24 protein-coding genes are annotated in these 24229 nt (G+C 57.9%); 8 read left to right on the top strand and 16 right to left on the bottom strand.

The annotated features are described in order from the left end of the window. Positions 1 to 274 precede the first annotated feature (274 nt). Positions 275 to 607, top strand: a complete 333-nt coding sequence (locus tag AB4O41_RS08140) for a hypothetical protein (protein WP_460147127.1) — start codon at positions 275 to 277, stop codon at positions 605 to 607. Positions 608 to 751: 144 nt separating this feature from the next. Here AB4O41_RS08140 and AB4O41_RS08135 read toward each other — a convergent pair whose 3' ends face one another. Continuing rightward, the gene (locus tag AB4O41_RS08135) at positions 752 to 2542 is read right to left on the bottom strand and encodes a bifunctional diguanylate cyclase/phosphodiesterase (protein WP_460147125.1); all 1791 of its coding nucleotides are present in this window, start codon (positions 2540 to 2542) and stop codon (positions 752 to 754) included. A gap of 134 nt (positions 2543 to 2676) precedes the next feature. Further along, entirely contained in the window at positions 2677 to 4758 is a 2082-nt protein-coding gene (locus tag AB4O41_RS08130; protein ID WP_460147124.1) for a carboxy terminal-processing peptidase, read from the bottom strand. Positions 4759 to 4896: 138 nt separating this feature from the next. Here AB4O41_RS08130 and AB4O41_RS08125 point away from each other — a divergent pair, with 138 nt between their 5' ends. After that, positions 4897 to 5859 carry a zinc-binding dehydrogenase gene (locus AB4O41_RS08125; RefSeq protein ID WP_460147122.1) on the top strand — a complete coding sequence of 321 codons (963 nt, stop codon included), beginning with the start codon at positions 4897 to 4899 and terminating at the stop codon, positions 5857 to 5859. Between the two features lie 106 nt (positions 5860 to 5965). On the opposite strand, the gene AB4O41_RS08120 is transcribed toward AB4O41_RS08125, so the two are convergent. The 6 genes from AB4O41_RS08120 to AB4O41_RS08095 form a co-directional block, all read right to left on the bottom strand. Continuing rightward, complete coding sequence (locus AB4O41_RS08120) at positions 5966 to 6619, bottom strand: HAD family hydrolase (protein WP_460147120.1); 654 nt, start codon at positions 6617 to 6619, stop codon at positions 5966 to 5968. A gap of 34 nt (positions 6620 to 6653) precedes the next feature. After that, a complete protein-coding gene (locus AB4O41_RS08115) occupies positions 6654 to 7643 on the bottom strand; it encodes an ABC transporter ATP-binding protein (RefSeq protein WP_460147118.1) in 990 nt (329 codons plus the stop codon). Then, positions 7640 to 8440: an ABC transporter permease gene (locus AB4O41_RS08110; protein ID WP_460147116.1), complete on the bottom strand. Its 801-nt coding sequence runs from the start codon at positions 8438 to 8440 to the stop codon at positions 7640 to 7642. Before AB4O41_RS08110 ends, AB4O41_RS08115 begins: the two co-directional genes overlap by 4 nt. Continuing rightward, positions 8427 to 9263, bottom strand: a complete 837-nt coding sequence (locus AB4O41_RS08105) for an ABC transporter permease (protein ID WP_460147115.1) — start codon at positions 9261 to 9263, stop codon at positions 8427 to 8429. The genes AB4O41_RS08110 and AB4O41_RS08105 overlap by 14 nt, the downstream gene beginning before the upstream one ends. Positions 9264 to 9268: 5 nt before the next feature. After that, complete coding sequence (locus tag AB4O41_RS08100; protein WP_460147113.1) at positions 9269 to 10075, bottom strand: alkaline phosphatase family protein; 807 nt, start codon at positions 10073 to 10075, stop codon at positions 9269 to 9271. A 178-nt stretch (positions 10076 to 10253) separates the two neighbouring features. Continuing rightward, positions 10254 to 11318 carry an ABC transporter substrate-binding protein gene (locus AB4O41_RS08095; protein ID WP_460147111.1) on the bottom strand — a complete coding sequence of 355 codons (1065 nt, stop codon included), beginning with the start codon at positions 11316 to 11318 and terminating at the stop codon, positions 10254 to 10256. Positions 11319 to 11668: 350 nt separating this feature from the next. Here AB4O41_RS08095 and AB4O41_RS08090 point away from each other — a divergent pair, with 350 nt between their 5' ends. The 4 genes from AB4O41_RS08090 (at position 11669) to AB4O41_RS08075 (ending at position 14804) form a co-directional block, all read left to right on the top strand. After that, positions 11669 to 12382 carry a UTRA domain-containing protein gene (locus tag AB4O41_RS08090; protein WP_460147109.1) on the top strand — a complete coding sequence of 238 codons (714 nt, stop codon included), beginning with the start codon at positions 11669 to 11671 and terminating at the stop codon, positions 12380 to 12382. A 196-nt stretch (positions 12383 to 12578) separates the two neighbouring features. After that, the gene (locus tag AB4O41_RS08085) at positions 12579 to 13226 is read left to right on the top strand and encodes a hypothetical protein (protein WP_460147107.1); all 648 of its coding nucleotides are present in this window, start codon (positions 12579 to 12581) and stop codon (positions 13224 to 13226) included. Beyond that, entirely contained in the window at positions 13211 to 14551 is a 1341-nt protein-coding gene (locus AB4O41_RS08080) for an S-type pyocin domain-containing protein (protein ID WP_460147105.1), read from the top strand. Before AB4O41_RS08085 ends, AB4O41_RS08080 begins: the two co-directional genes overlap by 16 nt. A 1-nt stretch (position 14552) precedes the next feature. Then, positions 14553 to 14804, top strand: a complete 252-nt coding sequence (locus AB4O41_RS08075; protein ID WP_460147103.1) for a bacteriocin immunity protein — start codon at positions 14553 to 14555, stop codon at positions 14802 to 14804. 93 nt (positions 14805 to 14897) lie between these two features. Here the strand turns inward: AB4O41_RS08075 and AB4O41_RS08070 are convergent, their stop codons facing one another. The 7 genes from AB4O41_RS08070 to minC form a co-directional block, all read right to left on the bottom strand. After that, positions 14898 to 15074, bottom strand: coding sequence for a hypothetical protein (locus AB4O41_RS08070; RefSeq protein ID WP_007898847.1), 177 nt, complete (start codon positions 15072 to 15074; stop codon positions 14898 to 14900). A gap of 146 nt (positions 15075 to 15220) precedes the next feature. Next, the gene (locus AB4O41_RS08065) at positions 15221 to 16510 is read right to left on the bottom strand and encodes a M18 family aminopeptidase (RefSeq protein ID WP_460147101.1); all 1290 of its coding nucleotides are present in this window, start codon (positions 16508 to 16510) and stop codon (positions 15221 to 15223) included. Positions 16511 to 16585: 75 nt separating this feature from the next. Next, a complete protein-coding gene (locus tag AB4O41_RS08060; protein WP_460147099.1) occupies positions 16586 to 17692 on the bottom strand; it encodes a hypothetical protein in 1107 nt (368 codons plus the stop codon). 50 nt (positions 17693 to 17742) lie between these two features. Continuing rightward, positions 17743 to 18378, bottom strand: coding sequence for an RluA family pseudouridine synthase (locus AB4O41_RS08055; protein WP_030131660.1), 636 nt, complete (start codon positions 18376 to 18378; stop codon positions 17743 to 17745). Between the two features lie 180 nt (positions 18379 to 18558). Further along, positions 18559 to 18813 (bottom strand): cell division topological specificity factor MinE, encoded by a 255-nt coding sequence (gene minE, locus AB4O41_RS08050; RefSeq protein ID WP_048394400.1) that lies wholly within the window; start codon positions 18811 to 18813, stop codon positions 18559 to 18561. After that, the gene (minD, locus tag AB4O41_RS08045) at positions 18813 to 19625 is read right to left on the bottom strand and encodes a septum site-determining protein MinD (RefSeq protein WP_447959858.1); all 813 of its coding nucleotides are present in this window, start codon (positions 19623 to 19625) and stop codon (positions 18813 to 18815) included. The genes minE and minD overlap by 1 nt, the downstream gene beginning before the upstream one ends. Positions 19626 to 19825: 200 nt before the next feature. Beyond that, on the bottom strand, positions 19826 to 20563 hold the full coding sequence (minC, locus tag AB4O41_RS08040; RefSeq protein ID WP_460147096.1) for a septum site-determining protein MinC: 738 nt from the start codon (positions 20561 to 20563) through the stop codon (positions 19826 to 19828). A gap of 118 nt (positions 20564 to 20681) precedes the next feature. On the opposite strand from minC, the gene AB4O41_RS08035 reads away from it, so the two are divergent. Then, positions 20682 to 21614 (top strand): lipid A biosynthesis lauroyl acyltransferase, encoded by a 933-nt coding sequence (locus AB4O41_RS08035; protein ID WP_460147094.1) that lies wholly within the window; start codon positions 20682 to 20684, stop codon positions 21612 to 21614. A gap of 34 nt (positions 21615 to 21648) precedes the next feature. After that, positions 21649 to 22821 (top strand): patatin-like phospholipase family protein, encoded by a 1173-nt coding sequence (locus AB4O41_RS08030; protein ID WP_460147092.1) that lies wholly within the window; start codon positions 21649 to 21651, stop codon positions 22819 to 22821. 118 nt (positions 22822 to 22939) lie between these two features. On the opposite strand, the gene AB4O41_RS08025 is transcribed toward AB4O41_RS08030, so the two are convergent. Further along, a complete protein-coding gene (locus AB4O41_RS08025) occupies positions 22940 to 23725 on the bottom strand; it encodes an outer membrane protein OmpK (protein ID WP_460147091.1) in 786 nt (261 codons plus the stop codon). Between the last annotated feature and the right edge of the window lie 504 nt (positions 23726 to 24229).

Raw genomic sequence — 24229 nt, 5'->3', positions numbered from 1 at the left:
GGTGCGAAATGAGTTCACCCGATAGCCTTTGATGGTCACTGAAAATTCAGTGGTGGGGTGTAGGAACCCTTTATTAGCATCGGTAATGCGTAATCGTCGAAACCTGGTTTGCGGTCGTCAATGTGCGTCCGTAAGCTCTGTTGCGGCGGCTGTGCGCGGGCACGCTTCGGCGTGGTCGAGTTTCCGATGCTCGGTATTCCTACCCCGCGTATAGCTGCCACCCAAGCCTGTAGGAAGGCTTTTGGCAGCTCCCATTTTCATCGGAAGGTCTAAAATGCCAACACTTCATCCTGATCCACCCTACGAAAAACCAATCCCTCATCCCAAAAGCCGCTTCATGGCGCTCACCAGCAACTGCAACGACATGCCCACGCTGTTCGTCGATACCCACGCGCCGCTCGATATCTTGACCGATGCCGCGAGCTACCGAATTCGCGCTGTAACGCAGGTGCTCGAAAACCTGTCCATGCGCGGCTCTATCGAGTGCGACTCAATCATTCTCAGCGACTTTGCCTTGCTCTGCGCCATTCCATTGCGCGATGGGGGTGATGTGCTGGATGTGATTGGGCGGCGGTTGCGGGCTCGGCCTTCGGGCGATGTCTCGTGACGGATTAGTCCTGGAAATTTGCGACGACTGAGCGGGCCTCTTCGCGGGCAAGCCTCGCTCCCACAGGTTTTGTGTCGTTTGTGAATATTGCGTACGGCACAAAACCTGTGGGAGCGAGGCTTGCCCGCGAAGGCGTCAGATCAATCAGCGATGCCCAATGAGCAGTTCTTCTTCAGGTCCGGACACCGCCAGACTATCAATCACATGCACGCTATACCCCGGCACATTCTTCGCGTGATGCTTGGCCTGTGAGGCCATCTCCGCCAACTGGCTCGCATCGAGTTGCCCGCAGGCCTGTGGATGCAAATGCACCACGCCGATGGACAGCGACAGCAGCGGAAACTCTTGTCTTACGCCCTGGCGGTTGGGGGCGATGAAGCAGCCGGCTTCCAGGTGTTCGCTGCGGTAAAAGCGTCGGCATTGGCTGTGGAAGTCGTCCAGCAATTGGTTCAGACGTTTGCGCCAGTCTTCCGGGCCGAGCACCAGCAGGAAGTCGTCGCCGCCGATATGGCCGACGAAGTCGCGGGATGGGTCGACGCGGTCGTTCAGGCATTGCGCCAGGCACAGTAGGACTTCATCCCCGCGACCGTAGCCGTAGATGTCGTTGAAGGGTTTGAAGCTGTCGATGTCCACATAGCAGATCACCGATTCCCGTTCCTGTTGCAGCAGGCGTGTCAGGCATTGCTGGATCGGCACGTTGCCCGGCAGCAAGGTCAGCGGGTTGGCGTAGCGGGCTTGCTGGATCTTCAGTTCGGTAATCAGCTTGAGCACGTCGATCACTCGGCCCAGCCCCAGATAGCCGCCGTTGAGGGTGATGATGAAGTCTTCTTCGATGCGCTGGCGGGCTCGGCTGGTGATCAAGCGGCTGACCTGTTGCAGCGACTGGCTCAGCTCCACGGCGAGGAAGTCGTCGCTCATCAAGCGGCTGATGGGCTTGCGGGCGAACAGGTCGGTGGCAAAGGGCTTGAGCAGGGCGTCCGAGAGCGAATGACGGTGGACGATGCCGCAGGGCTGACCCTGTTCGTCGAGCACTGCCAGGGAGTTCAGGTTGGCCTGGCAGCGGAAGGCTTCCAGTACGGTGGCGGTCGGGGTGTCGCTGGTCACCGCCGGTTGGTCGTTGAGCAGGGCACTGAGGTCACTGACTTCCTCGCTCAGTATCGCGGCGACGCTGTTTGGTTTGGGTATGAAAGTTCGGGCATCGCGGGGCGGATGTTCTTGGGGTCGGCAAAGCAGATAGCCTTGCAGCAGATCGACGCCCATCTCAGTCAACACCGCCAGTTCTTCCGGCAATTCGATGCCTTCGGCGATCACTTTTGCCCGCGAAGCCTTGGCGATCTGCAGGATTGAGCCGACGAATTCACGCTTGAGCGCGTCCTGGTGAATGCCGTCGATAAAGTGCCGATCGATCTTGACGTAATCCGGGCGCAATTCAGACCAGAGTCGCAAGCTCGAATAACCCGCACCCAGATCATCCAGCGCAATGGAAAAGCCCATCGCCCGGTAGTGATGCAGGGCGGTTTGCAGCAACTGGAAGTCGTCGGTTGGGGTCTGTTCGGTGAGTTCGATCACCACCTGGCTCGGTGGTATGCCGAAATCCTGCAGCAGCTGCAAAGTGCGGCCGGGTTGGTGGGCGGCTTCGAGCAGGGATTCCGGGGACACATTGAGGAAGAGTTTGCCGGGCAGTTGCTGTTCATTGAAACGACGGCAAGCGCTTTGACGGCAAGCGATCTCCAGTTCGCTGAGGCGACCGGCCTGGCGAGCTATCGCGAACAGGGCAACGGGGGAATGCAGCGGACTGTTGGAGGGGCCACGGCTGAGGGCTTCGTACCCGATGATGCGTCGTTCAGAGAGGGAAATGATCGGCTGGAACAGGCTGTGCAAACCGCTTTGAGTCAGTATTGAGCTCAAGGCACTCAGCTGTTCGGTTGTGGTCATGGCGTTCTCTGGCGATAAAAAAAGGACCGAGTGCAATGTGCACTCAGTCCCTTATTTCACGACAGAATGATGACTGTTTGATGACGCTCCGGGGAGCGTCAGTATTAAATTGCCATCATCCAGATTGTAACAACCTAGTGCTTGGCAACCGCGGTGTTGAGTTTCAAGTAATCCAGCAGAATCCGCCCGGTCTCGCTCAGATAAGCATCGTCTTCTGGCTTGGTCTTGTCCTGCTCGGCCGCGATGGCATCCTCGTCTTCTTTCTTCAGTTCTTTGAGCGGCTCTTCGCCCTTGGCCTTGCGACGGATGTTTTCCATGACAAGTTGTTTGGCTTCGATATCGGCATGTTGTGCGCGACGGTCGGCTTCATTGAGGCTGACGGTTTTTTCGCTCATCAACTTCTGCGCCAGGGCCAGTTTGTCGCGGATGAACACGAACTCCGCGTCTTTGGCCGTGCGTACGTCATGCTCGGACTTGAGCTGCGTGATGTACGGTTTGAACGGGTCAAGCGCAGGCTTGATGGCTGCACGAATGGTGTCCCATGGCATGGCTTCCGGCAGGGCGCTTTCGCCGATTTCCTTGGTGTCGATGATCGACGGGTAATCGATGTCCGGCAGAACGCCCTGATGCTGGGTGCTCTGACCGGAAACCCGGTAGAACTTGGCCAGGGTCAGTTTCAGTTCGCCATGGTTCAGCGGTTGAATGGTCTGCACGGTGCCTTTGCCGAAGGTCTGGCCGCCGATGATCAGTGCACGGTGGTAGTCCTGCATGGCACCGGCGAAAATCTCCGAAGCCGAGGCGGACAAACGGTTGACCAGCAACGCCATCGGGCCTTTGTAGAACGCGCCCGGGTTTTCATCTTCCAGTACATCGACCCGGCCATCGGCATTACGCACCAGTACCGTCGGACCTTTGTCGATGAACAGACTGGTCAGCTCGGTGGCCTCCTGCAAGGAACCGCCGCCGTTGTTGCGCAGGTCGATGACAACGCCGTCGACCTTGTCTTTCTGCAGCTCGGTCAGCAGCTTCTTGACGTCGCGGGTGGTGCTCTTGTAGTCCGGATCGCCGGCACGGAAGGCCTTGAAGTCCAGGTAGAAGGCCGGGATCTCGATGACGCCGAGCTTGTAGTCCTTGCCATCCTGCTTGAGGTTGAGGACCGACTTCTTCACCGCCTGGTCTTCGAGCTTCACCGCTTCGCGGGTGATCGGCACGATTTTGGTGGTCTGGTCGTTTGGCGCGTTGCTGGCCGGAATCACTTCCAGGCGCACCACGGTGCCTTTCGGACCACGAATCAGTTTGACCACTTCGTCCAGGCGCCAGCCGACCACGTCGACCATCTCTTTGTTGCCCTGGGCCACGCCGATGATCTTGTCGGCCGGTGCAACCTGCTTGGTTTTGTCGGCCGGGCCGGCAGGCACCAGGCGCACGACTTTCACTTGATCGTTATCGCTCTGCAACACGGCGCCGATGCCCTCAAGGGACAGGCTCATGTTGATGTCGAAGTTTTCCGCGTTATCCGGCGACAGATAATTGGTGTGCGGGTCGTAGGACATGGCGAAGGTGTTGATGTACGCCTGGAAGATGTCTTCCGCACGGGTCTGGTCCAGACGCGTCAGCTGATTCTTGTAACGCTTGGTCAGGGTTTCCTGAATCTGCTTCGACTCTTTGCCGGAGATCTTCATCCGCAGCACTTCGTCCTTGACGCGTTTGCGCCACAGGTCGTCCAGTTCTGCGGAGGTCTTGAGCCAAGGGGCATCCTTGCGATCGACCAGCAAGGTTTCCTTGGTGGTGAAGTCGATCTTGTCGACACCCTTGTTCAGCTCGGCAAGGGCAAAGTCCAGACGCGCCTTGACGCGGTCCAGGTAGCGCTTGTAGATGGTGAAACCGGCGTTCAGGTCGCCGCTTTTGAGGAAGTCGTCAAACTGGGTTTTCCATTTGTCGAATTCGGCAATATCGCTGGCCATGAAGTAGCTGCGCGATGGATCCAGCAGCTTGATATAGCTGTCGTAGATGATCACGGAGCGTGCATCGTCGAGGGGCGGCTTGCTGTAATGGTGACGCTTGAGCAATTCAACGACGTTCAGACTGGCTATTACTTCGTCACGATCGGGCTGAAGCTTGTCCCAGCTGTTGGCTGCGAACGAATTGCTTGACATCGGCAAAAGACCGAGACCAATGACAAGAGCGAGGGCGGTGCTGGGGAGCAGATGCTTCATGCTGATTCGACGCGGGGACAATTGATAACGCATATTAGGCCGTCTTTGAAGTCGCCGGATCCACAAGGACCGGTCGCATAATGCAAAAAGCCCGGCGCTACAGCTACGGGCTCAGTCCAGACTCACTATGGAGGCACTGTGAAAGCATTGCAAGGCGTTGAGGGGCGAGTGGAGTGGGTTGAAGAGCCGAGTCCTACGTGCGATGTAGGACAAGTTCGCATTCGAGTGGCGGCGGCAGGACTCAATCGCGCCGATTTGTTACAGAAAGCAGGGCTTTATCCGCCACCGCCGGGGGCCAGTCAAGTACTGGGTCTTGAGTGTTCCGGGGTAATCAGCGAGGTCGGCCCGGGCTCTTCCTGGCAGGTCGGCGATCGGGTTTGCTCCTTGCTGGCCGGGGGCGGGATGGCCGAAGAGGTAGTTGTCGACGGACGGCATGTGTTGCCGGTTCCCGAAGGTTTGTCCCTGGCCGAGGCGGCAGCATTGCCGGAAGTGTATGCGACCGTTTGGCTGAATTTGTTTCAACTGGCTGCGCTCAAACCGGGTGAGAAAGTTCTCCTGCACGCCGGAGCGAGTGGAATCGGTTCAGCTGCCATTCAGCTGTGCAAGGCGTTTGGTAACCCGTGCTGGGTCAGCGTCGGTTCCGCCGAGCGTCTGGCTTACTGCGAAGCGTTAGGCGCCCAGGGTGGCGTAGTGCGCAATGGCGATCTGGACAGCTTGAATGATCTTGCGCCGTTCGACGTGATCCTCGACCCGGTGGGTGGCAGTTACGCGGCGTTGAACCTCAAGCTGCTGGCTCGCGACGGTCGTTGGGTGTTGATCGGTTTGATGGGCGGGCGTGAGGCGCAGCTGGATCTGGCGCAGGTATTGGCCAAGCGTGTGCAATTGTTGGGTTCGACCCTGCGCAATCGTGACGAGCAGTTCAAGGCCGATTTGTTCAGCGATCTCGGCCAGCACGTCTGGCCGCTGTTCGCCGAAGGGCGGTTGAGCCCGCAACTGGCCAGGACCTTTGCGATCAAGGATGCCGAAGCGGCGTTTGCGGAACTGGCGAGTAATAAGGTGTCCGGCAAACTGGTACTGATGATCGACGAAAGCCTGGTGTGACACTTACCTGTGGGAGCGTGGCTTGCCCGCGATGAACGATGACGCGGTATGACAGACACACCGCGTCGCCTGAATCGCGGGCAAGCCCGCTCCCACAGGATTTGAGTTACTTCCAGATATGGATCGGCCAACCGGCCTTTTCGGCATGCTCAAGCAACACCGGATCCGGGTTCACCACGTGTGGGAAATCCACCTTCAGTAGCAGCGGCAAATCGTTGCGTGAGTCGGAATAGAAACTCGCGCCTTCCAGGTTTTCCTCTTCGGCATCCAGCCATTCCAGCAAACGGGTGATCTTGCCTTCGCGGTAAGTCAATGTGCCAACGGTGTTGCCGCTGTACACCCCGTGCAGCAGTTCCAGCTCGATGCCGAGAATCTCGTCGATGCCCAGACGGTCGGCAATCGGCTTGACCAAATGTGTGCCCGAGGCCGAGATCACCAGAATCCGGTCGCCGGCCTTGCGGTGGGCGGCAATGGCTTTGGTGGCGTCGCTGAAGATGATTGGCTCGATGAAGTCTTCTACCCAAGGCGTCACCAAGTGCTCGAGCTCTTGCGGTGTGCGACCGATCATCGGTTCCAGACTGAAGGTCATGTACTCCTCCATCCGCAACTTGCCGTGGCTGTAAGCGTCCATCAGTTCGTTGTTCTTGCGCATGAACGACTCGGGATCGACCCAGCCCAGGCGGCCCATTTGCTCGCTCCAGAGGGTGGCGCAGTCGCCGTGGATCAGGGTTTCGTCCAGATCAAAAATTGCCAGGGCCATCAGTGCAGTTCTCTCTTCAACATCAACAAAGTCATCAGGCTACCTCACACAGGGCCGTCGGATCGATGGAAAGCGCCAGGCGCTGACCATCGGGATGCAGGTCGGCCGCCGAACGGTTCAGTACATCCACCACCAATTCCACGCCCCGGGCTTCGACTCGGTAGCGAATCACGTTGCCCAACAGACTGTGGCTGCGAATCTGCGCGTCGAGTTCGCCGTTCAGGCTCAGCTCGATGGCTTCCGGGCGAATGGCGAGGCGATGGGTGATCGGTCGTTGCAACAGTTTCGTCGCGCTGTCGGCGTCCAGCAGGTTGTAGTTGCCGATGAAGCCTGCGGCAAAAACATCGACTGGCGCGGTGTAGAGGGTTTCGGCATCGCCGCTTTGTACGATCTTTCCCTGATTCATCAGGAAGATTCGGTCAGACATGGTCAGGGCTTCTTCCTGATCGTGAGTGACGAAGATCGTGGTCAGCCCCAGTTCGCGCTGGATCTGACGGATCTGTTCGCGCAGGTGTTTGCGAATCCGCGCATCCAATGCCGACAGCGGCTCATCCAGCAACAACAACCGAGGCCGGGTCACCAGCGAGCGAGCCAGGGCGACACGCTGGCACTGGCCACCGGACAGTTGATGCGGGTAACGGGCGGCGAAGTCATTGAGCTCCACCAGTGTCAGCACTTCGGCGACGCGCTTGTGGCTATCGTCGGCGTTGACCTTCTGCATGCGCAAACCGAAGGCGACGTTCTGCTCCACGGTCATGTTCGGGAACAGCGCATAACTCTGGAACACCATGCCGATCCCGCGTTTTTGCGGGCTCAGCGGGACGAGGTCCTGACCCTCCAGCAGAATCTTGCCGCCGTCCACCGAGGTCAGGCCGGCAATGCAACGCAGCAGGGTGGACTTGCCGCAACCGGACGGGCCGAGAAGGGTGACGAATTCGCCTTTCTTGATTTCGCAGTTGATGTCGCTGAATACCGTGGTGCCAGAGTAATTTTTCTGAAGATGTTGGACGCTGACGTAGCTCATTCGCTTTTGTCCTTGTTCAAGATATTGGCAGCCCAGGTCAGAACCAGCACAAAGAAGAAGTAGGAAATCACCAGCGCACTGGTGAAGTGGCCGCTGCTGTTACGCATATTGTTGAGGTAGACCTGCAGGGTTTCGTAGCGGGTGCCGACGAGGATGTTGGCGAACACAAACTCGCCGAAAAGGAACGAGAACGACAGCAGCAACGCCACCATCAAACCCTTGCGCAGGTTCGGCAGCACCACCAGGAATGCCGCTTGCCAAGTGCTGGCGCCGAGCAGTTGCGCGGAGTCCATCAGGTCGCGCAGGTTGATCGCTTGCAGGTTGTTGGTGATTGCCCGGTACATGAACGGCAGCGCCACGGTGAAGTAGCAACCGATCAGAATCCACGGCGTACCGACCATCGCGAACGGCCCCGAACCGTAGAGCTGCAACAACCCCACCGACGACACCACCGGCGGCACCGCGAAGGGCAGCAGGATCAGGATGTTCATCAATGCGTCGAGTTTCGGGAAGTGGTAATGCACCACGAACAGCAGCGGCAGAATCAGTAACACCGACAGAATCAGCGAGCCGATGCAGACCAGCAACGACTGACCGAATGCGTCGAGAAAACGCGGATCGCTCCACAGCTGGATGTACCACTTGAAGGTAAAACCGCTGGGCATAATCGTCGCGGACCAACTGCTGGAGATCGAGTAGATCAGCGTTCCGAACAGCGGCAACAGCAGAATGGCAAACAACAAATACGCCACGACGCGGTGATAGACACCGACGGGCCCCAGTTCAACGCGAGACATGGTAGCTCCTCTTCAACAGCAACTGATGCACGATGGTCACCAGGGTCATCAACGCCACCAGCACCACGGCCAAGGCGCTGGCCAGGTTCGGGTCGAGGGAAATGTCGCCGGAAACCATTGCCGCGATGCGGATCGGCAGCACGTTGAAGTTTCCGGTGGTCAGGGCGTAGACCGTGGCGTATGCGCCGAGGGCGTTGGCCAGCAGGATTACGAATGTGCCCAGCAGTGCGGGGGTCAGCACCGGCAAACCGATGTGCCGCCAGAATTGCCAGCCGTTGGCGCCAAGCAACGCAGCGGACTCACGCCAGTCTTCGCGGAGGGCATCGAAAGCCGGGTAGAGCAGCAGCACGCCCAAGGGGATCTGGAAGTAGGTGTAGAGAATGATCAGCCCGGTTTTCGAGTACAGGTTGAAGTCCTGAATGATCCCCGCCTGTTTGAGCATGATGGTGAAGGTGCCGTTGAACCCCAGCAAAATGATGAACGCAAAGGCCAGGGGCACCCCGGCGAAGTTGCTGGTCATGTTGGCGAAGGCGTTGACGAAGTTGCGCAGTTTCGAGTCGACCCGGCGCAGGGAATAGGCGCCGAGTATGGCGATGATGATGCCGAACACGCTGGACCAGAAACTGATCTCGAGGCTGTGCTGGATCGCCTGCAAATAGAACTTCGAGTTGAAGATTTTGCTGAAGTTGGTCAGGCCCCAGCCGAACTCTTCCGATTGCAGGCTGTTGATCATCACCCAGAGCAGCGGGGCGATCTGGAACACGAAGAAGAAAATCGCGAAGGGCACCAGGCACAGAACGGCTAGCCATTTACTACGGGTCATGGCGTTCACTTGAGCAGCTCCCGGCACACAGGTTTGTCGTGGGGCACGCCCAGCAGTTCGCAGACAGTGCCGCAGATTTCGGTCTGTTTCGGTGCGGCGTTTTTGTTGAAGCTGAAGGCATCGCCGAGGACGAACAGCGGCACTTCGCGTTCTTCGGGCAGCAGGCCGTTGTGCGAACGGTCGTTGTTCATGCCGTGGTCAGCCGTCACCAGCACCTGGTAACCAGCGTCGAGCCAGCCTTGCAGGTAGTCGGCGAGAATGATGTCGGCCGAACGGGCGCTGTTGCGGTACTGCGGGGTGTCGAGGCCGTGCTTGTGCCCGGCGTCGTCGATGTTCATGGGGTGGACCAATAAAAAGTTCGGGGCGTGGCGCAGGCGCAAGTTTTCCGCGTCCGCGAACAAGTGCGAATCCGGGTAGTGGTCGCTCCAGTAGAAGTGACCGTGCTGGATCGGCAGTTTGGGGTCGTCGGTATGACGGTCCTGGGCGGCCACGAACGGCGAACGGTTATACAGCTCGCTGACCCAGTGATAGGCCGCGGCGGCGGTTGTAAGGCCGGCGTCGGTGGCGTAATGGTAGATGCTGCGCTGGTTGGACAGGCGCGAGACGTTGTTGTGAACGATACCGCTGTCGATCGGCGTAACGCCGGTCAGGATGCATTCATAAAGCGGTCGGGACAGGGCCGGCAGTTCGCACTCCAGTTTGTAGAGTGCCGCGCGTCCTGCGCCAACGTAAGCCTGCAGATGCCCCATGGCGTGGCGCGCGACTTCGTAATTGAGGCCGTCGAGCACGACAAGGATGACGTTGTGCTTCATAGGGCTGGGACTCCGCAAAAACAGATGATTCAAGTACGCAACCAATCCCCTGTGGGAGCGAGCCTGCTCGCGATAGCGGTCTGACATTCAACTTTGATGTTGGCTGACAGTCCCTATCGCGAGCAGGCTCGCTCCCACATTGGATCTCCATCAGATCCCCGAACGGGGATCTACAGCCTTATGGCATGTTGATGATGACTTCTTCCTGCCACTTCTGCGGCAGCGACTTGGAGGTCTTTTCCCACGCGTCGGCGTCTTTGATCGGCGTGACCTTTTTGTACTGCTCGTTAGGCAGCAGCTTGGCCTTGACCTCTTCCGGCAGCTTCAGGTGTTCGGCGCGGATCGGACGGGCGTTGCCTTTCGCCAGGTTGATTTGGCCGGCATCGCTGAAGATGTATTCGCGGGTCAGCTTGGCGGCGTTCGGGTTCTTCGCGTATTTGTTGATGATGGTGGTGTAACCGGAAATCACCGAGCCGTCGGACGGAATCAGCACAACGTAGTCATCCGGATTCGCCATCTTGGCCTTGTAGCTCAGACCGTTGAAGTCCCAGACCACGCCGACTTCGATTTCACCTTTTTCCATGGTGGCGATCGTCGGGTTGGCCATGGACAGGCGGCCTTGCTTGGCGATGTCAGCGAACAGCAACAGCGCTGGCTGAATGTTTTTCTCGTCACCACCGTTGGCGAGGGCGGCAGCCAGTACACCGTTGGCCGCCTGGGCCGCGGTGCTCACGTCACCGATAGAGACTTTGTACTTGCCAGTCTTGAGGTCGGCCCATTTGGTCGGTGCTTCAGAACCGTGCAGCAGCTTTTTGTTGACGATAAACGCGATGGTGCCGGTATAGGCCAGCGCCCAGTTACCGTCCTTGTCCTTGGCCCAATCCGGAATCTGTTCCCAGGTAGTTGGCTTATAAGGTTGCACCACACCCTGCTTGACCGAGATCGGGCCGAAGGCGGCACCGACGTCGCCGATGTCGGCGCTGGCGTTGTCTTTTTCGGCGGCGAACTTGGCGATTTCCTGGGCCGAGCTCATGTCGGTGTCGATGTGTTTCAGGCCATATTTCTTGGCTAGGTCTTCCCAGGTGCCTTTCCAGTTGGCCCAGTCATCGGGCATGCCGACGCTGTTGACTGCGCCTTCCGCTTTCGCAGCGGCTTCCAGGGTTTTCAGATCATCCGCCGCCATGGCGGTGGTGCACAGGGCAATGGTCGAGCCTAACAGTGATGCCAGGAAAAACTGTTTCATCCGAAGCTCCTTTGGGCGTTTTCAACGCTGCGATTGCGGTTGTGTTGGTCTAGGTCAGCAATACCTGAGCCAATTTAGGCGGGTTGGATGACATTTTGATGTCGACGACCGGTCAGCCTGAATTCTCTGCGCTCGGATACGCGGGGTGCGAGATAAGCGTAGACCATGGCTAAAGAGCTGATATGAAAGGGACTTGGCCATAAAATTGCAGGTGTCTGGCGCAACCGTTCGGCGGCTTTGTCATCTGTCAGTCATATGCAGTGCCTAGGCTTGCAGGCAGTTGAAGGAACCGATGTGAATCACGGTTCTGCCCTGAATCAGTGCTGGTCTAGTCCAGATAGGTAACGTTGATGCGCATCGAGACCACCAAAGCGGTGACAGCCATCGGGCAGGTTCTGCAGGAACAGCTCGACCACGGCTTGTTGGCGCCCGGGAGCAAGTTGCCGGCAGAGCGCAAGCTCAGTGAGTTGTTCGGTACCACGCGGATCACCGTGCGTGAGGCTTTATTGCAGCTGGAGGCCCAGGGCCAGATTTATCGCGAGGAGCGACGCGGCTGGTTCGTGTCGCCACCGCGGCTGGCTTATAACCTGATGCAGCGCAGCCACTTTCACGCGATGGTCAGTGCGCAGGGGCGGGTGCCGTCCACCGAGGTGATTTCGGCACGGTTGCAGCCGGCGTCGGCGGCGGTGTGTGCCTGGTTGCAGTTGCCGGCGCTGTCGAGCGTGATCCAGATCTGCCGCTCAAGACGGATTGACGGGCGATTGGTGCTTTACGTGGAGCACTATTTGAATCCGCAGTATTTTCCAGGAATTCTCGATTTCGATTTGAATCAGTCGATCACCGAGTTGTATGCACGGCATTACGACTTGCATTACGGGCGGGTGCGTTTCGAGATTGTGCCGACGGCATTGTCGGTGGACGCAGCGGCGGCTTTACGGGTGTCGGTGGGCAGCCCGGGGTTGCGGATTGCGCGGGTCAATTACGATCAGCATCAACGACTGATCGACTGTGACCTGGAGTTCTGGCGCCATGATGCGATTCATGTCGGGGTGGATGTGGTTTGATCCATTGGATTTTCTGTAGGAACACCGCTGGAGATTTGTTCGAAAATAATTCCTGCCTATATATATGTACCGCATCCGAAGTTTCCGATCCTCGTAGATTTGCCTGTAGCGGGAAAGCATATGGAGAGTATGCATATTAAATGCTCACTCCTGCTTGTCCTGCTATCACGACGCAAGTCTATAGAGGAGAAGTTCTATGTCAGGGAATGGAATAACACTTCCGGTTACGGTTGTGCGTCCGGATAAACAAGATGAGTATTTACATTATTTTGGGATAGGGGATGGCTCAGGGCCTGGAATCGATTTCGCGCCACTGGGTGAGATTCTGGATATGGAGAATTCCTACAAAGAGTTCTCCAATAATCTTGCGCATACCCTTGAGGTAGAACTTGCGCAAGTCCGGGCAGCAGGCGATACAAGCGTTTTGCCTCCCTTGCAGGCCTTTGTACGTGAGCTGAGTGTCCGAGAAGGTTTGATCGCCAGAAAAGCCGGCGCACTGCCGTCAGCCATGAGCACGGCCAGTCAAAGGTTCGGCCAGACACAGGTCGATACATTTCTGATGCGGGGACGGTTGCCTCAGGTAAACCGTCGGGCCGGGGCCAGTGGCGTCTCTGTCCGTGAGGCTTACGCCGCATTGTTCAACGCCAAGTTGCTGGCTGAGGGCATCGCGCGGTTAAACGCACAATCCGTTGGCGTGAGAGGCATCATTGCTACGTTACGAGGTCAGGAGGCCAATCGCATCGCACAGAGCAGGCACGACGTGCGGCGGAGCATGAGCGGCAAGTCGCTCAAGAGCAGGCTCGTATTGCGCAGGAACAAGCCCGTAGAGTGGCAGAAGAATTAGCACGTATCGCCGCGGAAAACGAAGTCAGGCGATTGGCAGAAGAGCGAGCGCGTATAGCGGCCGAGGCATATGCGAAGGAAATGGCTGAAGCGTTGGCTCTGCTTGAGGCAGAAAAACTGGCTAGTCAAAGGGCGGAAGAACAGGCCCGGATCGAGGCGGCCGAGCAAGCACAACGCCTGGTGGATGACGAACTTCGACGCCTGGAGCTCGCCACCAGAGCCGCGAATACATATCACATACATGGCGCCACCACTCACGCTCAGCCTGGATTCACAATTCCGAACGGCACCATGGAAATTGCCGAAGATGTGCTGGCGGCATTGCGCGCAGCTATACGCTCTGCGATCGCCGCGTTGTCCGGTCTGGCCGCAGGGACGGCAGCGGGTTTCATGGTCGGGGTAAGCGCGTTGGTTTACTCACCTGAACTGGCCAATAGTGAATTACCGAAAAGGTACATGTTCAGTTATCCCTTGGAGGATCTCATATCCGCTCCTTTGCCTGATCTCGACGATCTAGCGAAGCAAGGCGGTTTGCTTGATGTACCGGTGCGTTTCAGTTCCAGGGCAACAGAGGGAGATCGATCGGAGTTACTTGTCGTTCCGGTCGATGGAGTAAGCCTCCCCTCCGGTGTGCCGGTAGTGGCGGCTGTCTATAACCTGCAGGAGAACATCTATAGCGTCATCATCCCCGATATTCCCCCCAGAACGTTGGTATGGACGCCACTGATTACTCCGGACAGCAGTTCGACTGCTCTGCCCGTCCAGGAACCGAGTCCGCCGCGGTATGCCGGTGGCGTCATAATCCCCATCGAAGGACGAATCGACAGTCATCCGGCTGTTGGTGAAGCCGGCTTCGATGATTACATTATTGTGTTTCCGGCGGATTCTGGCCTGCCCCCGCAGTACGTGATGTTCAGGGATCCTCGGGAGGATGCCGGGGTTGCCAGGGGTGATGGAGAGCCGGTTGCAGGCAGATGGCTGGAGGCGGCTTCCCAAGGCGATGGCGCGCCTGTTCCGTCGCAGATTGCAGAACAGTTGAGCGGAAGGCAGTTCAGGAATTTCAGGGCGTTTAGGGAGGCGTTTTGGAAAACTGTAAGCGCTGATCCTGAATTGTCTGAGCAGTTCAGGAACAGTAATCGGGCGTTGATGGCGAAAGGGCGATCACCGGTTGCTATCCCGGAGGAGGGAGTTGGTGGTAATAAAGTATTTGAGCTACATCATTTAGACTATATAAAAAATGGAGGTGAGGTCTACGACATGGATAATTTGAGAGTGGTAACGCCAAAGCGACATGTGGAAATTCACTCTGTTAATGGAGGGGTTTAAAATGCATCGTAAATTTGAAGAATATACGGAGAGTGAGTTTTTAGATCTTTTGAATGATATTTGTTTTGTTAATTCTCCAGATGAACAAAGCCACAACGTCTTGATCGATCAATTTGTAACGGCCTCGGAGCACCCAAGAAGTTATGGGGTTATCTATTACCCTCTCCCTGATGAGGATGATAGTCCAGAGGGTATATTGAAGACAGTAAAGGAATGGCGTGCAGCTAATGGCAAGCCGGGCTTTAAACAATAACTTTTAGTGAATAATTTGGCCCTGTTGGCATGCTATCGCCGACAGGGTTTAACACTTGGCCCGTCAAAATCAATGCGAGCCAGGCGCGAGGATTTATTCGTTGAGTTTGGCGAGGATCTTGTAGATCACGGTGGCGAGGATCATCAGCATGCCGACCCACATCGCGAACACACCGGCGTTCTTGTCGCGGAAGTTGAAGCCGATGGCCAGCATGATCATCCCGGAAAGAATCGGGATCAGCATGGCGTGGAACGAAGACAGCGAGATCATGGTGACAGCCTTGTCGCAGAGGGCGTATTGCAAGTCTAGGCGGCTTTCGGACGAGCGGAGGTGATGTGGGTCAGAAGTGAGTCAGAAGCAGCGCAATCCGTGTGGGAGCGGGCTTGCTCGCTCCCACAGGTTGCGATTCGCTCGGACTAAGGCAATTCGCGGCAGGCGTAGAACGCGCTCAGCACTTTGACCAGGTGTGCAAGGTCGTGACTGCCGCACAGTTCACGGATCGAGTGCATGGCGAACGTCGGCAGGCCGATGTCCACGGTGCGTACGCCCAAGTGGCTGGCGGTGATCGGGCCGATGGTCGAGCCGCAGCCCATGTCGCTGCGCACCACGAAGCTCTGCACCGGTACTTCTTCGGCCATGCACAAATGGCGGAAGAAGCCGGCGGTTTCGCTGTTGGTGGCGTAGCGCTGGTTGCTGTTGACCTTGATCACCGGGCCAGCGTTGAGTTTCGGGCCGTGGTTGGCGTCGTGCTTGTCTGCATAGTTCGGGTGCACTCCGTGGGCATTGTCGGCCGAGACCAGCAGCGATTTCTGAATGGTCCGTACGAATTCATCCCCTTCGGGCAACAGACGACGCAGGGTCTGCTCAAGCATTGGACCGTCGGCGCCACAAGCCGAGCTGGAACCGACTTCTTCGTGATCATTGCAGACCAGCACGCAGGTTTCGTCTGTTTCGGTCGTCAGCAAAGCTTGCAGGCCGGCGTAGCACGACAACAGATTATCGAGGCGCGCACCCGCAATGAAATCGCCATGCAGGCCAATGACCGCAGCGCTTTGGGTGTCGTAGAAGCTCAGCTCGTAATCGAGCACCACGTCGGCATTCAGGCCATGTTCGCGGGCCAGTTGATCGGTGAGCACGGCGCGGAAGTCCACGCGTTCGTCACCGGCGAATTGCGCGAGGATCGGCGGCAGTTCGGTCTGGGCATTGATCGCCCAGCCCATGTTGGCTTCACGGTTGAGGTGAATGGCCAGGTTCGGGATGGTCGCGATCGGTGCCTTGAAGTCGATCAACTGGCTCTCGACCTTGCCATCACGGCGGAAAGTCACGCGGCCGGCCAGAGACAGATCGCGGTCGAACCACGGGGCCAGCAGTGCACCGCCATACACTTCGACGCCCAGTTGCCAGAAGCCCTGGCGTTGCAACTCCGGCTGGGGTTTGACCCGCAGGCACGGGCTGTCGGTGTGCGCGCCGACCAGACGGATGCCGCCGTGCAGGGGTGAATGACGGCCCAATTTGAACGCGACGATCGAAGAGTCGTTACGGGTGACGTAGTAACGACCATTGGTTTCGGTGTTCCACGGCTCGCGCTCGTCGAGGCGCACAAAACCGGCCGCTTCCAGACGCTGAACAAGGCTGGCGGTGGCATGGAACGGGGTAGGGGAGGCCTTGAGGAAGTCGATCAGGCCTTGGTTCAACTCTTCGCGCATAAGAAGCTCCAGACAGCAGTGGCAGGAGTTTAACGTATTGGCATGGGGCTTTGGGCCTGACGTTCACTGCTCATGTCAACCGGCTGCGGCTACCCGCTTTTTCAGGTAATTCATGATGAGCTGCTCATCGCCAGGCTTTTCTGGTTTGGGCAGTTGTTTGGGCCAGCGATTCTGATGGGTGTCCAGCAGCTTTTGCTGACGGCTTTTATCCCAGCGCAGAATCTCCCGCGAGGCACTTTCCCACCACTCGTGTCGGCATGCTGTGTAGTACGGGTGATCGGGCGCTGCGCTGCCATACAACAGATCGCGCCCGACTTTTCTCATCGCGCCGCTCTGGTTGCGCAATTTCCATTTGATTTTCAGCCGTTGCCAGGCTGATGGGAGCGGTTTGACCCGCGGTACATCGCGGCACAGCTCCACCAGATCCTGGCTGAATTGCTCGCCATATCGGGAGAAGAAATACGCCTGCATCGCATGAAAGAAGCGTTTTTCCGCAAAGTAGTGATAGATGTATTTTTTTGCTTCACGCACCGGCTGATCGCGCATCGCGAACGACAGGGCGATTTGCTCGATGGTGTGAATGTCGAAGCTGTCGCGGGTCCATTCGTCGATCAACTGGATCGACGTTTTGAACAGCGGTGTATCGCTGTCGGTCACGCCGCAGAGTCCGCTGTTGTAAAGCTTGAAGCCGTTGTCCGGGGTGATGCCATGAGTGCGTAGGCATTCGCCGAGCTTCACGTAATCGTCGCGCTCGCAGACGTCCTGCCAGTTGTACTCGAAGCGGTCCATCAAATAACACCCAGGCTGAATCTGTTTGAAGATCAGATTCGGATCGCTGACGAACAGGGTGTCGGTATCGACGAACAGGGTCTTTTCGGCAAGTTTAAGGCCGGCGGCGATGGCGCAGGCCTTGCGGCGATGGTGATAGCCGTTTTCGCCCTGCCATTGGATCAGGGTTTGCTCGGTCAGGCGCACGGTTTCAACCGGCCAGCCGGCGTAGTCCTGCGGACGATCCGTGAGGATCCTGATGCACGGCGGCTGGCCTTTCTTTGCATGGGACAGCGCGGTCAGAATGCTGAACTTGGCTTCGCGCCGGTAAACATCCTGGTTGCCGTAGATCAGGTAAAGCAGTTGGTTGCGGGTTTTTTTGACGGGTATTGCCAGGGAATCGGTACAACTCATCCGGATGGGGATCCTCTTGTTAAAGCGGGCGACTGCTGGTCAGGCAGTGCTTAAAACGGTGCCGGGCACTCGAAGCGCAGGCGTTCGCCCGTTTGGGGATGAGTGAAGCTGAGCATGCTCGCGTGCAGGCACAGGCGTGGCCAGGCAGCGAGTGCTTGCTCATGGGCATAGAGCCCATCACCCAACAGCGGGTGACCGATGGAGAGCATGTGCACACGCAACTGGTGAGAACGGCCGGTGATCGGCGTCAGTTCGACGCGGCACCAGTCGCCACAACGCTCCAGCACGCGCCAGAAGGTCAGGGCATGCTTGCCGAACTCGTGGTCTACCACGTGACGTGGCTTGGTCGGCGGATCGTAGCGCAGGGGCAGGTCGATGCTGCCGCTGTCCAGTTCCGGTTGTCCCCAGCACAAGGCGGTGTAGGCCTTTTCGGTTTCTCGGTCGTGAAATTGTCGAGACAGTTCGCGATGAGTGTCCGGGTCACGGGCCAGCAGAATGATGCCGGAGGTTTCCCAGTCCAGCCGATGGACAATTCGCGCTTCCGGGTAGCCGTTTTCTTGCAGGCGCGTAATCAGGCAGTCCTTGTTGTCATCGGCCCGGCCAGGGACGGAAAGCAACAGGGTTGGCTTGTCCACCACCAGTACGGCGGCGTCCTGATGGATGATGCGGATGTTGGACAACGGCATTAAAACAGCCTCGTAACAAACGCCAACGGCGGCTCAGAACTTTCATCATCCCGTGCAGGAGCTGCCGCAGGCTGCGATCTTTTGATTTTGCTTTTAAAACAAGATCAAAAGATCGCAGCCTGCGTCAGCTCCTGCACAGGCTCGAAGGTTCTGAGCCGCCGTGGCTCCCGCCGGATCGACTCAGCGATCTGGCAGGGTGATATTGAGTTCCAGGATCGAGCAACTGCCCTGGTTTTCCAGAGCGACGTGCACGTCATCGGACCCGATATTGACGTACTTGCGGATCACTTCCACCAGCTCCTTCTGCAAGGCAGGCAGGTAATCCGGCGTACTGCGCTGGCCGCGTTCATGCGCCACGATGATCTGTAGACGCTCTTTCGCTACCGAGGCGGTATTAGGCTTTTTGTTGGCACGAAAGAAGTCAAAAAGGTTCATTACCTACCTCCAAAAAGTCGCTCGAAGAATCCCTTCTTCTCGACATCGAGGAAACGATGGTCCACGGTTTTGCCCAGCAGACGATCGACGGCATCGCTGTACGCCTGACCGGCGTCGCTCTGGTCGTCGAGAATCACTGGCACGCCCTGGTTGGAGGCTTTGAGGACGGCTTGCGATTCCGGAATCACGCCTAGCAGGGTTACCGCGAGGATGTCCTTGACGTCTTCGACGCCGAGCATTTCGCCGTTGCTCACGCGGGTCGGGTTGTAGCGGGTCAGCAGCAAGTGTTCCTTGATCGGCTCTTCGCCGTTCTCGGCGCGACGGGACTTGCTGGCCAACAGGCCCAGCATACGGTCCGAGTCACGTACGGAGGAGACTTCCGGGTTGGTCACTACAATCGCTTCGTCAGCGAAGTACATGGCCAGGTGGGCGCCTTTCTCGATGCCCGCCGGAGAATCGCAGACCACGAATTCGAAGTCTTCCTTGAGCTGCATCAGGACCTTTTCGACGCCTTCCAGGGTCAGCGCGTCTTTATCGCGAGTCTGACTGGCGGCCAATACGTATAGGTTTTCCAGACGCTTGTCTTTGATCAGAGCTTGTTGCAGGTTGGCTTCGCCGTTTACCACGTTGACGAAGTCATACACCACGCGGCGTTCGCAACCCATGATCAGGTCGAGGTTACGCAAACCAACGTCGAAGTCGACGATTACTGTTTTGTGACCACGCAAAGCGAGGCCGGTACCGATAGCGGCGCTGGTGGTGGTCTTACCCACACCACCCTTGCCGGATGTAACCACGAGAATCTTGGCCAAGGTGTTTTACCCCTAAGGAAAAGGACGTTTAGCCCCTGAAAAACATCTCTTGAAAAACTACTGCAGTCGGACAGCCTTGGCTGGAATCCAGTTCTGAGCGGTGCTTACCCCCGGTAAACACTGCTTTTAGCCTTTTTCCTACTTCGTTTGAGCCGTTTTCGCTACGTTTTAGAGATGCTTGGAAAATGCGGCAGTATCCGTTAAAGCCGAATGATGTTCAACACGTCGCCCGACAGGCTGACTTGTACGCCCGCGCCCCACAATGGATCACGACGCAAATCCTCGGAAACCTTGTAGTGGCCGGCGATGGAGACCAGTTCAGCGGTCATTTGCTGACAGAAAATCCTGGCTTTCGTGTCACCTTTGACGCCGGCCAAGACACGACCGCGCATCGCGCCGTATACATGGATGTTCCCGTCGGCGAGAAGTTCCGCCCCCGGGCTGACCGACGAAATCACCACCAAATCGCAACCCTGAGCATAAATCTGCTGGCCACCGCGTACCGGCGAGGTAATGATTTTGGTCGGTTTGATGGTTGGTTCCGGTGGTTTTTCCGGTTTTTTTGCAACAGTGCCTTCGTTCGGGTCGAGCGGTCGCTCACGGGCGCCGGACGGCGGCAGCACTGGCAGATCGACCGCGATGGCGGCGGCAATGTCTTCGATGCGGCTGGCCCGGATCGCCAGGGTGCGCAGGCCATGCTGGCGGCAGATGCGCATCAGCCCTGGAAGATCGACCGAGCCTTCGCTGGCCGGAAGTTTGTCCAGGGCCAGTACCAGCGGCGCGTTGCTGAAAAAGTTGGGCGCCTGGGCGACCTTGGCCGCCAGTTGTCGATCAAGGTTCTCAAGGTCGTTACGGGCCAGTTCCAGCACCGTAATGGCGAGCATGCTGCCCTTTAACTGGAACACGGGATCTTGGTCTAGCGGTTCGGTTTGGCTCATGGTCGGCATACAACGGCTTGTCACTAAAAGTGCCGAGACTTATAACGAGAACGCCCGCAGGCCGCAAGCCGGGTCGAACGATGTAGAATGCGCGGCCACTGTCTTGACGGAACCTTTAATGGATCGCCCGCGTTTTCGAACAGCATTTCTTTCTCCACGTTTCTGGCCGCTGTGGTGTGGCTTGGGGCTGTTGTGGCTGATTGTGCAGCTGCCGTATCCGGCGCTGCTGTCGATCGGTCGCGCCCTGGGCGCATTGATGTATCGCGTGGCCGGCGACCGACGGCGCATCGCCAAGCGCAATCTTGAGCTGTGTTTCCCGGAAAAGTCCGCTGCCGAGCGCAAGCGCCTGCTCAAGGAAAACTTCGCCTCCACCGGCATCGCCTTCCTGGAGATGGCCATGAGCTGGTGGTGGTCGCGCAAGCGTCTGGCGAAACTGGCCCATGTCGAAGGCCTGGAGCATTTGAAGCAGGCCCAGCGCGACGGCAAGGGTGTGATTCTGATGGCCGTGCATTTCACCACGCTGGAGATCGGCGCGGCGCTGCTCGGCCAGCAACACACCATCGATGGCATGTACCGCGAACACAAGAATCCGCTGTTCGACTACATCCAGCGTCTTGGCCGCGAGCGGCATAACCTCGACTCGCTGGCGGTGGAGCGCGACGACGTGCGCGGCATGCTCAAACTGCTGCGGGCAGGCCGGGCGATCTGGTACGCACCGGATCAGGACTACGGCGCCAAGCAAAGTATCTTCGTGCCGCTGTTCGGGATTCAGGCGGCGACCGTCACCGCCACCAGCAAGTTCGCGCGGCTGGGCAAAGCGCTGGTAGTGCCGTTCACCCAGGAACGCCTGGCTGACGGCAGTGGTTATCGGTTGGTGATTCATGCGCCGCTCGAGGGTTTTCCTGGCGAGACGGAAGAGGCTGACTGCATTCGGATCAACCAGTGGGTCGAAGGTGCTTTGCGCGAATGCCCGGAGCAATACCTCTGGGCACATCGCCGCTTCAAGAGCCGTCCACCGGGCGAACCGAAGCTGTACGCCAAGCGCGGTTGATCACCGATCCCTTTAAGCACCATGGAGTGTTGCGATGAGTTCTGCTGAACCGGTTACAGGGTTGATACTTTCCGGCGGCGGGGCTCGGGCGGCTTATCAGGTGGGCGTGCTGGCGGCGATTGCCGAGCTGCTGCCGGTGGGGGCGGCGAATCCGTTTCCGGTAATCGTCGGCACCTCGGCCGGCGCGATCAACGCGGTCAGCCTGGCCAGTGGGGCGATGGACTTTCGCGGCGCGATTCAGCGTCTGACCGCCTTCTGGCAGGGTTTCCGCAGCCATCTGGTATTGCGCAGCGACTGGCCGGGGGTGATCCATCAAGCCACCCGTTTTGTCAGTCACAATCTGATGGGGATCGGCGCTCCGGTGCCAGTGGCTCTGCTCAATAGCTCACCGCTGCGTAGTTTGCTCAACGACAAACTGCACATGTCCGGGATCGCCGAGGCCATCGCGCAAAAGCAATTGAAGGCGGTAGCGGTCACGGCGTTTGGCTATGAGTCCGGCCAGGCCGTCACGTTTTATCAGGGCGGCGGTACCATCGAGTCCTGGTTGCGTCATCGGCGAATCGGCGTGCCAACACAATTGACCGTCGAGCACTTGCTGGCCAGTTCGGCGATTCCGTTGCTATTTGCGCCGGTGAAACTCGGCGAAGAATATTTCGGCGATGGCGCGGTACGCCAATCGGCACCGATCAGCCCGGCCCTGCACCTGGGTGCCAGCCGCGTGCTGGTAGTGGGTGTCAGCGGCAACCCGCGCGGGGTCGACCCGGAACAGCCGCTGCAACGTGCCTACACCGGTCAGCAGCCGACCCTGGCACAAATCGGCGGGCACATGCTCAACAGTACGTTCATTGACAGTCTGGAAAGTGACATCGAGTTGTTGCAACGTCTGAACCAGTTCAGCCATCTGCTGCCCGACGGCACACCGAGTCGTGCATTGGGAGCAGCGCCGGTGGAAGTGCTGGTGATTTCTCCGAGTCAGCCGATCGATGAAATTGCAGCGCGGCATCGCCAGGAATTACCGGCGGCCTTGCGTCTGTTTTTGCGCGGGCCAGGGGCGACCAAGACCAGCGGGGCGGGGGTGCTGAGTTATTTGTTGTTCGAGGCGGGGTATTGCAGCGAGTTGATCGATCTGGGGCGGCGCGATGCGTTGGCCAAGCGGGATGAGTTGTGCCGGTTTCTGGGGTTGGTGGAGCCTGCGGTTCCGGCTTGAGATTGACGGTGCAGCCATCGCGGGCAAGCCACGCTCCCACAGGTTTTGTGTCGTTCGCCGATTATGTGAACGACACAAAACCTGTGGGAGCGAGGCTTGCCCGCGAAGCTTTTTACGATCAGAAGTGGAACTTCACCAGGAAGCTCGTGTTGCTCTGATCGGTCTTGAAGTACTGGCTGTCCTTGATCCCGTACTTGTCTGACCAGTAGTCGTACTCGACGCCGACGTACAACTGCTTCTCGCCAATGTTCAGGGCTTTACCCAGGTCGTATTTGATCTGTGGGTTGAAGTGCAGGTTGGCGTGGTAGGTACCTTTGCTGTTCTTGTCGTTGTCGACCACCCAGTCCATGAAACCATCGATCAGGATGTTCGAATCGCCCACTGGAATGGTGTAGGACCAAACCGGGGTGATCTGCCAGACATTGTCACCCGGGCGACTGCCTTCGGTGTGACGCTGGTAGAAGTTCAGCTGGAAGTAGTCGAACCCGGGAATCGCCAAATCGAAGCCCGGACCGATCAGATAGGACTCGGTATCACCTTCACCGAACTCGTACGTCATGGCCAGCAGCACGTCTTTGACCGGGCCGAATTCGATCTTCTGGTCGAGGACCTTGCCCAGCGAAATACGTGGCTGGAACTCCCCGTAATAGGTGTTTGGGCCGGCATTGAAGTCCTTCTCGCCGTTGTAGAAAATCTTGTCGACGAAGAAGAAGTTATCCCCGTATTTCCAGGCATCGGCGTGCTCGAAGGTCACGGTTTGCTGAATACGCGGGTTGACCTGGAAGTCCTTGCCATAGAGATAGGTCAGGCTGTTGTTCTGCCATTGCAGCAAGTCGCCGGCCATGGCCTGGCCCCCGGCCAACAAGGATCCCGCGAGCATCAGGCTGGTGCACGTACGTTTCATTCGGTTGCTCCCAAAAAGTAGGTGGTTCCACGTTATTTTTCTAAGGTCGGCGCTCTGGTGTGGCGCCTTTGCTTGTTGCTGTAAAAAATCATCCAATCGGTCAGCTTTGATGCTGTTAGCAAGAGCTGAGCCAAGGCTTTAAAAAAGCCAAAAAACGCCCGTTCGGCTGTTCGAAAACAGTCGATTGAGCGTCATTTCGGGGTGCCTTGGTACGGTCCAGAGCCGGGGTAAGTTGGCTTTCTGGTCAGGAATTAAATTCGCGCTTTTTTTTAGACCGAACTCGAGCGGGCGCGGAGAATACTGACTCCCGCGCCATGGCTCAAGTGCCCCGCAACAGAGCGTCGGGGACAGGTTTGGGGCACGGTTGTCGGCGATCAGCCCGACGTCGCTAAACGACAGGCGTGTCTGGTCATGAATCATCTGTTGCTCCCTCTTGTTTTTATTGTTTGAGGCGCAGGCAGCTGCCCTGTGGGAGCGAGCCTGCTCGCGATGGCGTCGGTTCAG

It is taken from the genome of Pseudomonas sp. S2_A02, from assembly GCF_054668495.1.
The sequence above is the reverse complement of the archived record's forward strand: the minus strand, read 5'-3'. Positions and strand labels throughout refer to the sequence as shown.

Coding starts and splice junctions, on each gene's coding strand:
- AB4O41_RS08055 (WP_030131660.1), bottom strand. CDS start 18,378: ATGCCGTTGTCCAACATCCGCATCATCCATCAGGACGCCGCCGTACTG.
- AB4O41_RS08025 (WP_460147091.1), bottom strand. CDS start 23,725: ATGAAACGTACGTGCACCAGCCTGATGCTCGCGGGATCCTTGTTGGCC.
- AB4O41_RS08135 (WP_460147125.1), bottom strand. CDS start 2,542: ATGACCACAACCGAACAGCTGAGTGCCTTGAGCTCAATACTGACTCAA.
- AB4O41_RS08110 (WP_460147116.1), bottom strand. CDS start 8,440: ATGTCTCGCGTTGAACTGGGGCCCGTCGGTGTCTATCACCGCGTCGTG.
- AB4O41_RS08130 (WP_460147124.1), bottom strand. CDS start 4,758: ATGAAGCATCTGCTCCCCAGCACCGCCCTCGCTCTTGTCATTGGTCTC.
- AB4O41_RS08035 (WP_460147094.1), top strand. CDS start 20,682: ATGGATCGCCCGCGTTTTCGAACAGCATTTCTTTCTCCACGTTTCTGG.
- AB4O41_RS08095 (WP_460147111.1), bottom strand. CDS start 11,318: ATGAAACAGTTTTTCCTGGCATCACTGTTAGGCTCGACCATTGCCCTG.
- AB4O41_RS08105 (WP_460147115.1), bottom strand. CDS start 9,263: ATGACCCGTAGTAAATGGCTAGCCGTTCTGTGCCTGGTGCCCTTCGCG.
- AB4O41_RS08065 (WP_460147101.1), bottom strand. CDS start 16,510: ATGCGCGAAGAGTTGAACCAAGGCCTGATCGACTTCCTCAAGGCCTCC.
- AB4O41_RS08100 (WP_460147113.1), bottom strand. CDS start 10,075: ATGAAGCACAACGTCATCCTTGTCGTGCTCGACGGCCTCAATTACGAA.
- AB4O41_RS08120 (WP_460147120.1), bottom strand. CDS start 6,619: ATGGCCCTGGCAATTTTTGATCTGGACGAAACCCTGATCCACGGCGAC.
- minC (WP_460147096.1), bottom strand. CDS start 20,563: ATGAGCCAAACCGAACCGCTAGACCAAGATCCCGTGTTCCAGTTAAAG.
- AB4O41_RS08060 (WP_460147099.1), bottom strand. CDS start 17,692: ATGAGTTGTACCGATTCCCTGGCAATACCCGTCAAAAAAACCCGCAAC.
- AB4O41_RS08030 (WP_460147092.1), top strand. CDS start 21,649: ATGAGTTCTGCTGAACCGGTTACAGGGTTGATACTTTCCGGCGGCGGG.
- AB4O41_RS08070 (WP_007898847.1), bottom strand. CDS start 15,074: ATGATCTCGCTGTCTTCGTTCCACGCCATGCTGATCCCGATTCTTTCC.
- minE (WP_048394400.1), bottom strand. CDS start 18,813: ATGAACCTTTTTGACTTCTTTCGTGCCAACAAAAAGCCTAATACCGCC.
- AB4O41_RS08115 (WP_460147118.1), bottom strand. CDS start 7,643: ATGAGCTACGTCAGCGTCCAACATCTTCAGAAAAATTACTCTGGCACC.
- AB4O41_RS08140 (WP_460147127.1), top strand. CDS start 275: ATGCCAACACTTCATCCTGATCCACCCTACGAAAAACCAATCCCTCAT.
- AB4O41_RS08075 (WP_460147103.1), top strand. CDS start 14,553: ATGCATCGTAAATTTGAAGAATATACGGAGAGTGAGTTTTTAGATCTT.
- AB4O41_RS08085 (WP_460147107.1), top strand. CDS start 12,579: ATGTCAGGGAATGGAATAACACTTCCGGTTACGGTTGTGCGTCCGGAT.
- AB4O41_RS08090 (WP_460147109.1), top strand. CDS start 11,669: ATGCGCATCGAGACCACCAAAGCGGTGACAGCCATCGGGCAGGTTCTG.